This is a genomic window from Pseudomonas qingdaonensis (assembly GCF_018398475.1).
GTDB classification, from domain to species: Bacteria; Pseudomonadota; Gammaproteobacteria; order Pseudomonadales; family Pseudomonadaceae; genus Aquipseudomonas; species Aquipseudomonas palmensis.
Map to the genome: position 1 here is coordinate 971,002 of NZ_CP074676.1, position 16,934 is coordinate 987,935.

Genomic DNA, 16,934 nt, shown 5'->3' on the forward strand with positions numbered 1-16,934 from the left:
ATATTCCAGCACTGGAATCGTAGTCGCCAAGGTCAGGCATTTCGACGTTAGTGTGTGTAGTTTCCACGGCTTACCCGTCGCACGCATTCAAGGAACGAACTGCCTGATCCACGAAGGAGTCGCCCGTGGACAGACGTGCCGTCAAGCTTGCCCCCACCCGTATTCGCCCCTTGTCGCTGGCCGTGAGCCTGGCCACCGCGGGAATCGCTTTCGGCCTGTTCAGTGCAACGGCCAGCGCCGCCTGTACCCCACTGGTCCCCGGTGCGGGCGCGACGGTCACCTGCACCCCGGGGTTGAACGGCAACGTCAGTTCCTCCGCCAACAACCTGACCCTTAACCTGAGCAATGGCTCGCAGATCAACGCGCCGTTGCTCGGCACGGCAGTCAACCTGACCGGCAACAACGTCACCCTGAACAACTCGGGCACCATCGACCCCGCATTCCTCGGGATCCTGAGCGGGCTCAGCTCCGGGATCAAGGTCGGCAACGCGGCGGCCAGCACGGTCAGCATCACCAACTTCAGCGGTGGCGTGATCAAGGGCACCACCGGTGTGCTCAGTGCCAGCCTGCTCAACCTCAACGGCCTGGCCCTGAGCGTGCAGAACGGCAACGGTGGCGTTACCACGCTGGTCAACGACGGCACCATCGGTTCATCGAACATTGTCGGCGTCAGCGTGCTGGCCCCAGACGCCCCGGTGGTGGCGGTGTATGGCGGCGGCAGCGTGAACATGACCAACACCGGCACCATCATCGGTCGCGTGGCGTTCCAGGCATCGGGCACTGCCACCGGCAATACCTTCACCAACAGTGGCGCGATCAGTGGCGGCGTGTCGATGGGGGCGAACTCCACCAACCGCTTCAACGCAATCACAGGTTCCAGTGTCAGTAGCGGGGGAGGTGTAGGCGTCGACCTGGGCATCGCCGGCATCAACCTGCTGTATGCGCCTAGCGGCAAGGTCGACGGCGGTGCCGGCGGCAGCAACACCCTTGCCCTGCAGAACGCCATCGGCGGGGGCACCGGTACCGGCGGCACGGGCACGCTTTCGGCCAGCAACTACATCAACTTCAACAACCTGCTCGTGCAGAGCGGCACCTGGACACTCTCCGGCGCGTTGCTCGGGGTCACCAGCACCAGCCTCAACGGCGGCTCGCTGGTGTTCGACGACGCCTCGACCTTCGGCACCGGCACCATCGCGGCCAACGGTGGCGCGCTGGGTGCGGGCGCGGCCAACCTGTCGCTGGCCAACGCCGTCACCCTCGGTGCCGGCGGGCTCGGCATCATCGGCGACAACAACCTGACCCTCACCGGCATCGTCAGCGGTAGCGGCCCCTTGACCAAGACAGGCGCCGGCACCCTGGGCCTGAGCGGGGCCAATACCTATACCGGCGGCACCTTCCTTAATGCTGGCGTACTGTCGCTCGCCAACGCCGCGGCCCTGGGCACCGGCAGCCTGAGCGTTACCGGGGCCGGCAGCCTGCAGGGCTCGGTACCGCTGGTGCTGAGCAACGCCGTGCAGCTGTCGGCAGCGCTGAGCCTGCCCGGCAGCAATGCGCTGACCCTGGGCGGTGTGGTCAGCGGCACCGGCTCGCTGAACAAGACCGGCAGCGGCGACCTGACCCTGGCCGCCAGCAACACCTACAGCGGCGGTACCACGCTGGGCGCCGGCAAGCTGATCCTCGGCAATGCCGCCGCGCTGGGGGGCGGTACATTGACTGCGGCCGCCGGCACCAGCCTGGACACCAGCAGTGCGCTGACCCTGGCCAACGCCATCAGCCTGGGCGGTGCGCTGACCCTCACCGGCAGCAACAACCTGACCCTCGGCGGCGTCATCGGCGGCAACGGCAGCCTGGTCAAGAACGGCACCACCAACCTCAACCTCACGGGCACCAACACCTTCACCGGCGGCCTGCTGCTCAACGGCGGCAGCCTGACCGTAGGCAACGGTGCGGCGCTGGGTACCGGCGCGCTGACCCTGGGCGCCAATGCCAGCCTGGACGCCAGCAGCGCAGTCAACCTCAACAACGCCGTGGTGCTCGGCGCCAACACGCTGAGCCTGCTGGGCACCAGCGCGACCACCCTGGGGGGCGTGGTCAGCGGTACGGGCGGGCTGATCAAGAGCGGTGCGGCCGACCTCACCCTGGGCGCGGCTAATACCTTCGGCGGCGGCGTGCAGTTGCAGGCCGGCAAGCTGATCGTCGGCAACAACACGGCGCTGGGTACCGGCACGCTGGCCGTGGCCGATGGCACCACGCTGGACAGCACCAGCTCGGTTGCACTGGCCAATGCCATCAGCCTGGGCGGCAACCTGACCCTGGCCGGCAGCAATGCCCTGACGCTCGGCGGCGTGGTGTCGGGCAGCGGCGGGCTGGTCAAGAACGGCGCCGCGTTGCTCACGCTCAACGGCAACAACAGCTTCCAGGGCGGTGTGACGCTCAATGCCGGCGGCCTGATGGTGGGCGCGGCCAACGCCCTGGGCAGCGGCGCCCTGAACACCACGGGCACCGCCAGCCTGGATGCGAGCGTGGCACTCAGCCTGGCCAACGCGGTCAACCTTGGCGCCGACCTGACCGTCGGCGGCACGGCCAATCTTGGCCTGGGCGGCCCGATCAGTGGCGCGGGCGGCGTGATCAAGAACGGCGCGGCCGACCTGACCCTTTCCGGCAACAACACCTACGTGGGCAACACCCGGCTCAACGCCGGCAAGCTGGTGCTCGGCAGCAGCACGGCGCTGGGGCAGGGCGCACTGATCGCGGCGGACGGTACCCGCCTTGACGCTGCCCCAGGCGTGACCCTGGGCAACGCCCTCACGCTCAACGGCGCGCTGACCCTCGACGGCAGCAACGACCTGGCCTTGCAAGGCCTGATCAGCGGCAATGGCAGCCTGATCAAGAACGGCACCACCAACCTGACCCTCAGCGGCAACAACACCTTCCTCGGCGGTACCACCCTGAACGCCGGTACCCTGACCCTGGCCAGTGCCGCAGCGCTGGGCACCGGCGCCCTGACTGTCGGCGGCGCGGCGAGCCTTGCCAACAGTTCACCGCTGGTACTGGCCAATGCCGTGGTTCTCAATGGCGTGCTGACCCTGCCGGGCACCAGCAACCTGACCCTGAACGGCGTCATCAGCGGCGCCTCGGGCCTGAGCAAGAACGGCGCGGCCAACCTGACGCTGGGCGCTGCCAATACCTTCGGTGGCGGCGTGGCGCTCAATGCCGGCACGCTGATCCTGGGCAACAACACCGCACTGGGCACCGGTACGCTGGCTGCTGCCGGCAACACCTCGCTGGACGCCACCAAAGCCCTGACGGTGGGCAATGCCGTGACCCTGGCCGGCAACCTCAACCTGCTGGGCAGCAACACCCTCAACCTCGGCGGCGTGATCAGCGGCGCAGGCGGCCTGACCAAGGCCGGCGGTGCCGACCTGACCCTGAGCGGTGCCAACACCTTCAGCGGCGCCACCAACCTGAACGCCGGCAAATTGATCGTCGGCAGCAACACCGCGCTGGGCACCGGCGTGCTGAACGCAGCCGGCAACACCCAGCTGGAGGCCAGCACGGCGGTCAGCCTGGCCAACCTGGTCAACCTGGCCGGCAACCTGGGCATCGGCGGGGCCGCGAACCTGACGCTCAACGGCGTGGTGGGCGGCACCGGCAGCCTGACCAAGACGGGCACGGCCACCCTCGGCCTGAACGCGGCCAATACCTATCAAGGCGGTACCAACCTCAATGGCGGCGGCCTCAGCCTTGGCAACAACCAGGCACTGGGCAGCGGCGCACTGAACGTGGGCGGCGCTGCCACGCTCGACAACAGCGTGGCGCTCAACCTGGCCAACCAGGTGAACCTGAACGCCAACCTGAGCGTTGTCGGCAGCAATGACCTGACCCTGGGCGGTGTGATCGCCGGGGCCGGCCAATTGATCAAGAATGGTGCCGCCACCCTGACCCTCAATGGCCTCAACACCTTCACCGGCGGGACCTTGCTCAATGCCGGCGCGCTGGTGCTGGGCAATGCCTCGGCACTGGGCAATGGCGCACTGAACGTGACCGGTGCGGCCAGCCTCGACAACAGCGCCAGCTTCGCCTTGGCCAACGCGATCAACCTGGGTGCCAACCTGACCCTGGCCGGCAGCAACGACCTGACCCTGGGCGGCGTGATCAGCGGCGCCGCCGGGCTGGTCAAGAACGGGGCGAGCAACCTGACCCTCAATGGCGTCAACACCTTCCAGGGCGGCACCGTGCTCAATGCCGGCGGCCTGACCCTGGGCAATGCCAATGCCCTGGGCACCGGCGCGTTGACCGTGGCCGGCAACGCCAGCCTGGACAACAGCGCCAGCTTCGCACTGGGCAACAACCTGATACTCAATGCCGACCTGAGCCTGGCGGGCAACAACGACCTGAGCCTGGGCGGGGTGATCAGCGGCACCGGTGGCCTGATCAAGAATGGCCTGGCCGACCTGACCCTGAGCGGCAACAACACTTTCAGCGGCGCGGTCAACGTGCTCAACGGCAGCCTGACCACGGTCGGTGCCGGCGCACTGGGCAATGCCTCGGCGGTGAACGTGGGGCTGGGCGCCAGCCTCAACCTGGGCAACAGCAGCAGCCTTGCCAGCCTCACCGGCAGCGGCAGCGTGAACCTGGGGGCCGGTACCAACCTGAGCGTGGGCGCGGGGGATGCCAGCAGCGTATTCACCGGCGGCCTGGCCGGGGCCGGTGGCCTGATCAAGGTCGGCGGCGGCAGCCTGGAACTGGCCGGCAACAACGGCCTGCTCACTGGCACCACCCAGGTCAATGGCGGCACCCTGAACGTCACCGGTTCGCTGGGCAGCAACCTGGTGCAGGTCAATACCGGCGCCACCCTCACCAGTACCGGCACTGGCAGCGTGCTGGGCGCGGTGACCATCGCCGATGGCGGCCACCTGGCGGCCAACAGCGGCAGCAGCCTGACCCTGGGCTCGCTGGTGCTCAACGCCAACTCCAACCTGGACGTGGGCCTTGGTTCGCCGGCTACCGGCGGCAATGCGCTGATCAAGGTCAACGGCAACCTGACCCTGGACGGCACCCTCAATGTCAGCGACATCGGCGGCTTTGGCACCGGTATCTACAGCCTGATCAACTACACCGGCCAGCTCACCGACAACGGCCTGGTGATCGGCAGCATTCCCGGCAGCGTGCAGCTGGGCGACCTGCAGGTACAGACCTCGATCGGCAGCCAGGTCAACCTGCTGGTCGGTGGCGCCAATGGCAGCGTGCTGTTCTGGGACGGCACCGGCCTGGTCGGCAACGGCGTGATCCAGGGCGGCAACGGCACCTGGGATGCCCTGAGTACCAACTGGACCACGGTCAACGGCACCGGCAACCGTGACTGGAGCAGCAACTTCGCGGTATTCCAGGGCGCCGCAGGCGACGTGCTGGTCAATGGCGCGCAGTCGATCACCGGCCTGCAGTTCGTCACCGATGGCTACCGCCTGCTCAATGGCGTGACCGGCCAGCTGAACCTGGTCAATGGCAGCAATGGCGCCACCACGGTGCGTGTCGATCCGGGTGTGACCGCCACGGTTGGTGTCGCCCTGGGCGGCAGCGGCCTGCTGAGCAAGGTCGACAGCGGCACGCTGGTGCTCAACGCCAGCAACAGCTACAGCGGCGGCACCGCCCTCAATGGCGGCACCCTGGTGGTGGGCAACAACCTGGCGCTGGGCAGCGGTGCGCTGACTGCTGCCAACGGCACCACGCTGGACAGCAACGCCAGCATCGCCCTGGGCAACAGCGTCAACCTGCTCGGCGGCCTGACGGTGGCCGGCAGCAACGATCTGGCCCTGAACGGCAGCATCAACGGCGCCGGCAACCTGACCAAGAACGGCGCTGCCACGCTCACCCTGGGCGGCGCCAACAGCTACACCGGCGGCACCACCCTGGCCGCTGGCCGGCTGCTGCTGGGCAATGACCTGGCCCTGGGCACAGGCGCGCTGCACGTGACCGCTGCCAGCAGCCTGGCAGGCACTACCACGACCAGCCTGGCCAACGCCATCGACCTGGGCGCCAACCTGACCCTCGACGGCCTCAACGCCATGACCCTCAACGGCATCGTCAGCGGCAGCGGTGCCCTGAACAAGACCGGCACGGGCAACCTGACCCTCAATGGTGCCAACACCTACCAGGGCGGCACCAGCGTCGGCGGCGGCACCCTCACCCTGGGCAATGGTGCGGCACTGGGCAGTGGTGCGCTGAACGTCACCGGCGCGTCCAGCCTGGCGACCAGCACCCCGCTGAGCCTGGCCAACGCGATAAACCTGGGCGCCGACCTGACCCTGCCGGGCACCAGCAACCTGGTGCTCAATGGCGTGATCGGCGGCAGCAGCGGGTTGGTCAAGAACGGTTCGGCCAGCCTGACCCTCAATGGCAACAACACCTATCAGGGCAGCACCAGCCTCGCCGGCGGCACCCTGATCGTCGGCAGCAACACCGCACTGGGCACCAGCACGCTCACTGCACAGGCCGGCACGTCACTGGACGCCAGCAGCGCCGTGACCCTGGGCAATGCCATCGGCCTGCTCGGCGGCCTGACGGTGGTCGGCAGCAACGACCTGACCCTTGCCGGCAACCTCACCGGCAGCGGCGGGCTGAGCAAGAATGGTGGCGCGACGCTCACCCTGTCGGGCAGCAACACCCACCTGGGCAACACCTTGCTCAATGGCGGCCGCCTGGTCCTGGGCAGTGACCAGGCGCTGGGCCTGGGTAACCTGGTGGCAGCAGGCGGCACCACGCTGGACAGCAGCCTGGATGTCACCGTGCTCAACGCCGTATCGCTGGCCGGCAACCTGACCGTTGGCGGCACCCACGACATCACCCTGGGCGGCCAGGTCAACGGTGCCGGCAGCCTCACCAAGAATGGCGCGGGCAACCTGACCCTGACCGGTGCCAACGCCTGGCAGGGCGGCACCACCCTGAACGCCGGCACCCTTACCGTGGGCAATGCGCTGGCGCTGGGCAACGGCAGCCTCAGCGTGGGCGGGGCGTCCACCCTGGCCAGCAGCGCTGCGGTGAACCTGGCCAACGCGGTCAACCTGGGCGCCAACCTGACGGTCGCCGGCAACACCGACCTGGGCCTGACGGGCGTGGTCAGCGGCACTGGCGGGCTGATCAAGACCGGTGGCGGCAACCTCGCCCTCACCGGTGCCAACACCTACAGCGGCGGCACCACCCTGAATGCCGGCACCCTCACCGTAGGTAACGCCACCGCACTGGGCAGCGGCGCGCTGACGGTCGGCGGCGCCTCCACCCTGGCCAGCAACACCGCGCTGAACCTGGGCAACGCCATCGGCCTGAATGCCGACCTGACCGTCGCCAACAGCGCCGGCCTGACCCTGGGCGGCGACATCAGCGGTGCGGGCGGCCTGATCAAGACCGGCACCGGGGTGCTGACCCTGGGCGGCAACAATACCTACCAGGGCGGTACCGCGCTCAATGCCGGCGGCTTGCTGCTGACCTCGGCCACGGCGCTGGGCAGTGGCACCCTGACCGCCGCCGGCGCCACCACGCTGGACACCAGCACCGCGCTGACCCTGGACAATGCCCTGGTACTTACCGGCAACCTGACCCTGCTCGGCGCGCAGAACCTGGCCCTGACGGGCGCGATCAGCGGCGCGGGCGGCCTGGTCAAGACCGGCGCCAGCGACCTGACCCTGAGCGGCGCCAACACCTACAGCGGCGACACCCTGCTGGGCGCCGGCCGCTTGATCGTGGGCAGCGACAGCGCACTGGGCGTCGGTACCCTGCGCACCAGCAACAACACCATCCTCGATGCCAGCACGGCGGTGACGCTGGGCAATGCGCTGAACATCGTCGGCAACCTGAACGTCGGCGGCAGCAACGACCTGACCCTGAACGGCGTGATCGACGGCCCCGGCGACCTGACCAAGAACGGCGCTGCGACCCTCACCCTCAACGGCAGCAACACCTACAGCGGCGAGACCATCCTCACCGCCGGCACCCTGGTGCTGGGCAATAACAATGCGCTGGGCACCGGGGTGCTGTCGGTCACCGGCAACTCGAGCCTGAACAGCGGCAACAGCGCCGTGGTGGTGAACAACGGCATCGGCCTCAATGCCAACCTTACCGTCAACGGCAGCAACGACTTCGGCCTGGGGGGCGTGATCAGCGGCAACAGCCAACTGATCAAGACCGGTAGCGGCAACCTGACCCTGAGCGGTACCAACACCTATTCCGGTGGTACCAGCCTGGGCGGCGGCACCCTGACCGTCACCAATGGCGCTGCGCTGGGCAGCGGCGCACTGAGCGCGACGGGCACCAGCACCCTGGGCAATACCCAGGCTGTCACGCTGCTGAATGCCATCGCGGTCAATGGCGACCTGACCCTGGACACGGCCGCCAACCTGACCCTGGGTGGGGTTATCAGTGGCTCGGGCAACCTGATCAAGAGCGGCGCCCAGGAACTGGTGGTGTTCGGCAACAACACCTTCAGCGGCACACTCGATATCACCCAGGGCATGCTGACCACCTTGAATAGCAACGCCCTTGGCAATGTCGCCAGTGTCAACCTGGGCAGCGGCACCGACCTGAACCTGAACGGCAACACCAGCATCGGTGCACTCACCGGCAGCGGCACCACCAATATCGGCCTGGGCAGCACGCTGAGCCTGGGCAGTACCAACCTGGACAGCGTCTTCGCCGGTGCCCTGGTCGGCAGCGGCGGCTTGAACAAGGTCGGCACCGGCGTGCTGGAACTTGCCGGCATCAGCAACCTGGGCGGCGCCAGCCAGGTCAGCGGCGGTACCTTGAACGTGTCGGGCGCCCTGAACGGGGGGAACCTGACGGTCAATTCCGGCGCGACCCTGACCGGCAGCGGCAGCGTGGGCGGGCTGACCACCATCGTCAACGGCGGCCACCTGGCCGGCACCAGCGGCACCCAGCTCAGCTTCGGCTCGCTGGCGCTGGCGCCAAACGCCAGCATCGACGTCGCACTCGGCTCGCCCGTCACCGGCGGTACCTCGTTGTTCAGTGTTGCCGGCAACCTGACCCTGGGTGGCACGCTCAACATCACCGATGACGGCGGCTTCGGCAATGGTATCTATCGCCTGTTCGATTACGGCTCGCTGACCAACAACGGGTTGGTGCTGGGCAGCCTGCCGGGCAGCGTCACGCCCGGCGAGCTGCAACTGCAAACCGCGATTACCGGCCAGGTCAACGTGCTGGTCAACTCGCCCAACCTGATCGTGCAGTTCTGGGATGGGGCGGGCACTGTCCCCGATGGCGTGGTGCAGGGCGGCAGCGGCACCTGGAACAGCACCACCACCAACTGGACCGACCTCAACGGCACCGTCAACGACGTCTGGCAGGGGCAGTTCGCGGTGTTCCAGGGCGCTGCGGGCGGCGTGGTCACGGTCGAAGGTGGCCAGGCCGTCAATGCCCTGCAGTTCATCACCGACGGCTACCAGCTGGTCGCCGGCAGCGGCGGCGTGCTCAACGCCGTCAACGGCAACAGTGGCAGCTTTGCGGTACGTGTCGACCCGAACGTGACCGCCACCCTGGGCCTGCCGGTCAATGGCAGCGCGACCCTGGCCAAGCTCGACAGCGGCACGCTGGTGCTCAACGGCGCAAACGGCTACACCGGCGGCACGCAGCTCAATGGCGGCACCCTGGTGGTCGGCAATGACGGCGCGCTGGGCAGTGGCACGCTGACTGCGGCCAATGGCACCACCCTGGACAGCAACAAGGCGGTGAGCCTGGCCAACACCATTGGCCTGCTCGGCCAACTGAGCATTGCCGGCAGCAACGCACTGACGCTGGACGGTGACATCAGCGGCACCGGCGGCCTGCTCAAGGCGGGCGGCGCCAGCCTGACGCTCAACGGCGACAACAGCTACACCGGCCCTACCGCCCTGAATGCCGGCACGCTGGTACTGGGCAGTGACACCGCACTGGGCGTCGGCGCCCTCAACGCGGCCGCGGGTACGCAACTGGACAGCAGCAGCGCGCTGGCGCTGGCCAACACCTTCAACCTGAGCGGCAACCTGACGCTGCTCGGCAGCAACGACCTGACCCTCAATGGCCTGGTCAACGGCGCCGGCAGCCTCACCAAGCAGGGCAGCGGCAGCCTCACGCTCAACGGTGCCAACGGTTTCACGGGCGGTACCGTACTGCAGAGCGGCACCCTGAATGTCGGCAACGCCGGGGCGCTGGGCAGTGGCGCGCTCACCGTCAGTGGCGCCTCCAGCCTGGTCAATGGCAGTGCGCTGTCACTGGCCAATGCCATCGTGCTCAACGCCGGCCTGACCCTGCCGGGCAGCAACAACCTCACCCTGGGCGGTGTCATCAGTGGCACGGGCAGCCTGAACCACACCGGCAGCGGCGGCCTGACCCTCACCGGGGTGAACACCTACAGCGGTGGCACCCAGCTGGGTGCCGGCAACCTGGCCCTGGGCAACGGCTCGGCGCTGGGCAGCGGTGCCCTGAGTGTCAGCGGCACCTCCACCCTGACCACCACCAGCGCCATGACCCTGGCCAACGCGGTGGATGTGGGTGGCACGCTCAACGTGGCGGGCACCAACAACCTGACCCTGGCCGGCGTGCTCAGCGGTGCGGGCACCCTGAACAAGAACGGTGCGGCCAACCTCACCCTCAGCGGCAACAACAGCTTCAGCGGCATCCTCAACATTCTTTCCGGCAGCCTCAGCACGGTGGGCAGCGGTGCACTCGGCAACCCTGCCGAGCTCAACCTGGGCAACGGCGCCAGCCTCAACCTGGGCGGCACCACCAACCTGGGCGAGCTCAGCGGCAGCGGCACCGTGAACGTAGGCGCCGGTACCGGCCTGCAAGTGGGCGAGGGCACGTTCGGCGGGGTGCTCAGCGGCACCGGTACGCTGGACAAGACCGGCACCGGCACGCTGACCCTGGGCGGTGGCAATACCCTGAGCGGGGCCACCACCGTCAGCGGCGGCAGCCTCATCGTCAATGGCAGCCTGGCCAGCAGCACCGTCACGGTGAACAGCGGCAGCATCCTGGGCGGCACCGGCAGCCTCGGCGGCGCGCTGACCGTCGCCGACGGCGGGCACCTGTCGCTGCGCAGCGGCGATACCCTGAGCGTCGGCTCGCTGGTACTGGGCGCGGACGCCAACCTGGATGCGGCCCTGGGCGCCCCTGTGGTGGGTACCCCGGCGCTGATCAACGTGGGCGGCAACCTGACCCTGGACGGCAAGCTCAATGTCACCGACCTGGGCGGGTTCGGTGCGGGCGTGTATCGCCTGATCGACTACAGCGGCGCGCTGACCAACAACGGCCTGGCCATCGGCAGCGTGCCCAATGGGGTCATCGCGGGCGATCTGGATGTGCAGACCGCCGTCAACAACCAGGTCAACCTGGTGGTGGGCGGCAGCAACAACAACGTGCTGTTCTGGGACGGCAGCCAGACCGTCGGCAATGGATCGGTCGACGGCGGCGCCGGTGTCTGGAGCGTCGGCGGCACCAACTGGACCGATGCCAACGGAGCGCTCAACCAGGCCTGGAACGGCACCTTCGCGGTGTTCCAGGGCACGGGCGGCGCGGTGACCGTCGATGGTGTGCAGACCGTCAACGGCCTGCAGTTCCTCGACAATGGCTACGTGCTGAGCGGTGACGCGCTGAACCTCACCAACGGTGCCCAGGGCACCGGCAACGTGCGTATCGGCAACGGCGTGAGCGCCACACTGAACGTGGACATCAACGGCAGCGGCACCCTGGCCAAGCTCGAAGGCGGCACCCTGGTGCTCAACGGCAACAACGGCTATACCGGCGGCACCCAGCTCAACGGCGGCACGTTGGTGGTGGGCAGCAACACCGCCCTGGGCAGCGGTGCGCTGACGGCTGTCGACGGCACCACGCTGGATGCCAACCAGGCCGTGACCCTGGGCAACGCCGTGACGCTCGGCGGTGCGCTGACCATCGCGGGCAGCAATGACCTTGATCTCACCAACCTCGTCAGCGGCAGCGGCAGCCTGGTGAAGAACGGTACGGCCGACCTGACCCTGGCCGGCGCCAACACCTACCAGGGCGGTACGCGCCTCAATGCCGGCAGCCTGACCCTGGGCGACAACGCTGCACTGGGCAGCGGCGCGCTCACGGTGGGTGGCACTGCGCAGCTCGACGGCACGCTTGACCTGCAACTGGGCAACGCCGTCAGCCTGGCCTCGCAACTGACCCTGGGCGGCAGCCACGACCTGACCCTGAACGGGGTGATCAGCGGCAACGGCAGCCTGGTGAAAAACGGCAATGGCGCACTGCTGCTGAGCGGTGCCAACACCTACAGCGGCGGCAGCACCTTCAACGCCGGCAGCGTGCAGGGCAATACCAGCAGCCTGCAGGGCGCGATCCTCAACAACGCCGCGCTGACCTTCGAACAGGCCAGCAACGGTACCTACACCGGCAACCTCACCGGCAGCGGCACGTTGATCAAGAACGGCAGCGGGCAACTGCTGATGACCGGCAACAGCGGCTTCACCGGCGCCACCACGGTCAACGCCGGCAGCCTGCTGGTCAACGGCAGCCTGGCCAGTGCCACGGTGCAGGTCAACAACGGGGCGACCCTGGGCGGCAGCGGCAACTACGCCGGCACGGTCAACCTGGCCAGCGGTGCGACCCTGGCGGCAGGCAGCGGCGCCACGCCACTCAAGGTCGGCGCGCTCAACCTGGATGCCGGCAGCAATGTCGACCTGGCGCTCGGGCAGGCATCGGCCTCGACCACCGTGGTCAAGGTGGCGGGCGACCTGACCCTTGATGGCACGCTCAACATCAGCAATGCCGGTGGCTTCGGCAGCGGCGTTTACCAGCTGTTCAGCTACGGTGGCAACCTGACCGACAACGGCCTGCTGTTCGGCCTGCTGCCAGGCGGCACCTTGCCAGGCCAACTGACCCTGCAGACGGCCATCGCCCAGCAGATCAACCTGGTGGTGCAGGGCGCCGGTGGTGCACTGCAGTTCTGGAACGGCGGCAAGACCAATGCCGACGGCACCATCGGTGGTGGCAGCGGCACCTGGGGCAACGGCACCAACTGGACCGACGTCAACGGCAACCTGAGCGAAACCTGGGATGCGCAGTTCGGCGTGTTCGGTGGCCAGGCGGGGACCGTCACCGTGGCCGGCAACCAGTCCTTCACCGGCCTGCAGTTCCTCAGCGGCGGCTACCAGTTGGTGGCCGGCAGCGGCGGCAGCCTGACACCGGTCAATGCAGCCAATGGCGACCTGGCCGCCGTGCGCGTGAACACCGGCGACAGCACGCAGATCTCGGCGCCGCTGGTGGGCGCGGGCGGTATCGAAAAACTCGACGCAGGCACGCTGATCCTGAGCGGCGCCAACACCTACACCGGCGGCACCAGGGTCAGCGGCGGTACGCTGGTGGGCAACACCACCAGCCTGCAGGGCAACATCGTCGACAACGCCAGCCTGGTGTTCCAGCAGGACACCGACGGCCGCTTCAACGGTGTGCTCAGCGGCACCGGCAACACCGTCAAGCAGGGTAGCGGCAGCCTGCTGCTGACCGGCAACCAGCCGTTCAGCGGCAACCTGGCGGTCAACCAGGGCCTGCTGCTGGTGGGCAATGCGGCCAACCCGGGCACGGTGCTCGGGGCCAAGGTCACGGTGGGGGCCGGTGCCGCACTGAGCGGCAACGGCAGCGTGGGCTCGCTGGTCAACAACGGTGTGGTGCAGCCTGACCCGGCCAGCGGGCTCAAGGTCGGCGGCAACTTCACCAACGCCCCGGGCGGCACCCTGCAGGTGGTGGTCGGCAACCCCGCCAGCAGCGGCCTGACCGTGGGCGGCACGGCCAACCTGGGCGGCAGCCTGGTGGTGTTGAACTCGGCACCGGCCTCGGGCAACGCGCAGTACACCGTAGTGACTGCCGGCGGCGGGGTGAACGGCACCTTCACCACCGTGCAGTTGCCGGATACGCCGTTCTACGACACCACCCTCAACTACGGCAGCAACCAGGTCGGCGTCACCATCAGCCGCAACGGCACCAGCCTCGGCGATGTGGCTTCGACCCCCAACCAGCAGGCCGTGGCCGGCGCACTGGGCAGCAGCGGGGCACCGGCGGCGGTACTGGGCGCGGTCATGGCGCAGAACCGTGGTGGCGTTCAGGCGGCGCTGGACAGCCTGTCGGGCGAGATCCATGCCAGTACCGCCAGTGCGCTGATCGAAGACTCGCGCTACGTGCGCGAAGCGGTCAACGACCGCCTGCGCCAGCCAGGCTGCATGCGCGAGGAGGATCCGCGTCGGGCCCTGGCACCGAACGCCAACCAGCTCACCAGCGATGGTTGCCACGACGAGGCCGTGGGCTGGGCGCAGGCACTGGGCACCTGGGGCAAGATGGACGGCAACAGCAACAGCGCCAGCATCGACCGCAACGTGCAGGGCTTCCTGCTCGGGGTGGACCGCAGCCTGAACAGCGACTGGCGCGTGGGCGTGGCCGGCGGCTATACCCGCAGCGACCTGGATGCCAGCGGCCGCCGTTCCGATGCGAGCATCGACAGCTACCACCTGGCCACCTACCTGGGCTACCAGCTCGATGCCTTCTCGGCCCGCGTGGGTGCGGCGTACAGCTGGCACGACATCGAGAGCAAGCGTGACGTCGCCATCGGCAGCTACGACGACCGCCTCAAGGCCAAGTACAAGGCGCGCACCGCGCAGGTGTTCGGCGAGGTGAGCTACGCCATCGAGGCAGGCGGCGTGGCGCTGGAACCGTTCGCGGGCCTGGCCTACGTCAACTACGACAGCGACACTGCACGCGAGAAGGGCGGCGCGGCGCGGCTCAAGGCCAGTGCCGACCAGGACATCACCTTCTCCACCGTGGGCCTGCGGGCGGGCAAGGCGTTCAAGCTGGCCAACGGCAGCACCCTGACCCCGCGTGGCAGCCTGGGCTGGCGGCATGCCTACGGCGACACCAAGCCCGATGCCGACCTGCGCTTCATCGAGGGCGGCGCCGGCTTCACCACCCAGGGCGTGCCGATCGCCCGCGATGCGGCGGTGGTCGAGGCGGGGCTGGACCTGTCGATCGGGCAGGCCGGCAAACTGGGCCTGGGCTATTCGGGGCAGCTGTCCAGCGACACCCGCGACCATGCGGTAACGGTGAGTTTCAGCATGGGGTTCTAGGCGGCGAACGACGATCACGGCGCGTGAAGGCGGTGGCTTGAGCGCAGGTACCTCAAGTACCATCGCCCTCTGATTTGATGAGAGGGAAGTCGCTGATGATCGTCGGTATCGACCTGGGCACGACCCACAGCCTGGTGGCGGTGTGGCGCGATGGCGCCACTGAACTGGTGGCCAACGCACTCGGCCACACGCTCACCCCCAGCGTGGTGGGGCTCGACGACCAGGGCCGGGTGCTGGTCGGGCAGGCGGCGCGCGAGCGCCTGCACACCCATCCGCACCTGACCACCGCATTGTTCAAGCGCTACATGGGCAGCAACCAGCAGGTCACCCTGGGTGGGCGTGCCTACCGCCCCGAAGAACTCTCGGCACTGGTGCTCAAGAGCCTCAAGGAAGATGTCGAGCGTGCCTATGGCGAGCCGGTCACCGAGGCGGTCATCAGCGTGCCGGCCTACTTCAGCGATGCCCAGCGCAAGGCCACCCGCGTGGCCGGCGAACTGGCCGGGCTGCGCGTCGACAAACTGATCAACGAACCCACCGCCGCCGCACTCGCCTACGGCCTGCACCAGCGCGACAAGGAAACCTCGTTTCTGGTCTTCGACCTGGGCGGCGGCACCTTCGACGTGTCGATTCTGGAGCTGTTCGAAGGGGTGATGGAGGTGCGCGCCAGCGCCGGCGACAACTACCTGGGCGGTGAAGACTTCGACCAGTTGCTGCTGGAGCATTTCGTGCAGGCCCAGCAGGGCAACGACTTCCCCGGCGCGACCACGCTGCTGCAGCCGCTGCGCCGCGAGGCCGAGCGTGTACGCCGGCAGCTGGGTCAGGCCCAGCAGGCCGACTTCGTGGTACGCGTGGAGGGCCGCGAATGGCGCCACGTGTACACCCAGGACGCCCTGGCCGACCTGTTCGCACCGCTGCTGGCACGCCTGCGCACCCCCATCGAACGCGCCCTGCGCGATGCGCGCATCCGCGCCTCGGACCTGGACGAAGTGCTGCTGGTGGGCGGTACCACGCGCATGCCGCTGGTGCGCAAGCTGGCGGCCGGGCTGTTCGGGCGCTTCCCTTCGATCAGCCTCAACCCCGATGAAGTGGTGGCCCACGGCGCCGCCGTGCAGGCCGCGCTCAAGGCCCGGGATGCCGCGCTCGAAGAGGTGGTGCTGACCGACGTGTGCTCCTACACCCTGGGCATGGAAACCGTGCGCCAGGTCGGTGACCGCCACGAGAGCGGGCACTACCTGCCGATCATCGAGCGCAACAGCGTGGTGCCGGTGAGCCGGGTGCAGACGGTGTACACCGTCGGCGACCAGCAGGAGCAGGTGCTGGTCAAGGTGTTCCAGGGCGAGAGCCGCCTGGTGCGCGACAACGTGCTGCTGGGCGTGCTGGAGATTCCGGTGCCACGGCGCAAGGCCGGCGAGGTGGCCCTGGACGTGCGCTTCACCTACGACATCAACGGCATTCTCGAAGCCCAGGTGAGCATCCCGCTGACCGGCGAGCAGCATGCCCTGGTGATCGAGAACAACCCCGGCGTACTCAGCCCCGAAGAGGTACGCGAACGCCTGGCGGCGCTGGCCGAGCTCAAGACCCACCCGCGTGACCAGCAACCCAACACCCTGTTGCTGGCGCGCCTGGAGCGCCTGTATCAGGAAAGCCTGGGCGAGGTACGTGAGCTGATCGGGGCCTGGGCCGCTCAGTTCCAGCGCGTGCTGGAAACCCAGGACGAGCGCCAGATCCGCGAGGTGCGCCACGAGCTCGAACAGCGCGTGAATGAACTGGGCCAGGACAGCTGGCGCTGAAGGAGCGGCA

At 68.3% G+C, this 16,934-nt stretch carries 2 protein-coding genes; both read left to right on the forward strand.

Annotation, left to right across the window (positions count from 1 at the left end):
- Positions 1-125: 125 nt before the first annotated feature.
- A complete protein-coding gene (locus tag KH389_RS04380) occupies positions 126-15,134 on the forward strand; it encodes an autotransporter-associated beta strand repeat-containing protein (RefSeq protein WP_244988681.1) in 15,009 nt (5,002 codons plus the stop codon).
- A 95-nt stretch (positions 15,135-15,229) separates the two neighbouring features.
- Positions 15,230-16,924, forward strand: coding sequence for a molecular chaperone HscC (locus KH389_RS04385; protein WP_043864413.1), 1,695 nt, complete (start codon positions 15,230-15,232; stop codon positions 16,922-16,924).
- The last annotated feature ends 10 nt before the right edge of the window (positions 16,925-16,934 follow it).

Bases quoted from the DNA above. Each gene is read 5' to 3' on its own strand.
- KH389_RS04385 (WP_043864413.1), top strand. From the start codon at position 15,230: ATGATCGTCGGTATCGACCTGGGCACGACCCACAGCCTGGTGGCGGTG.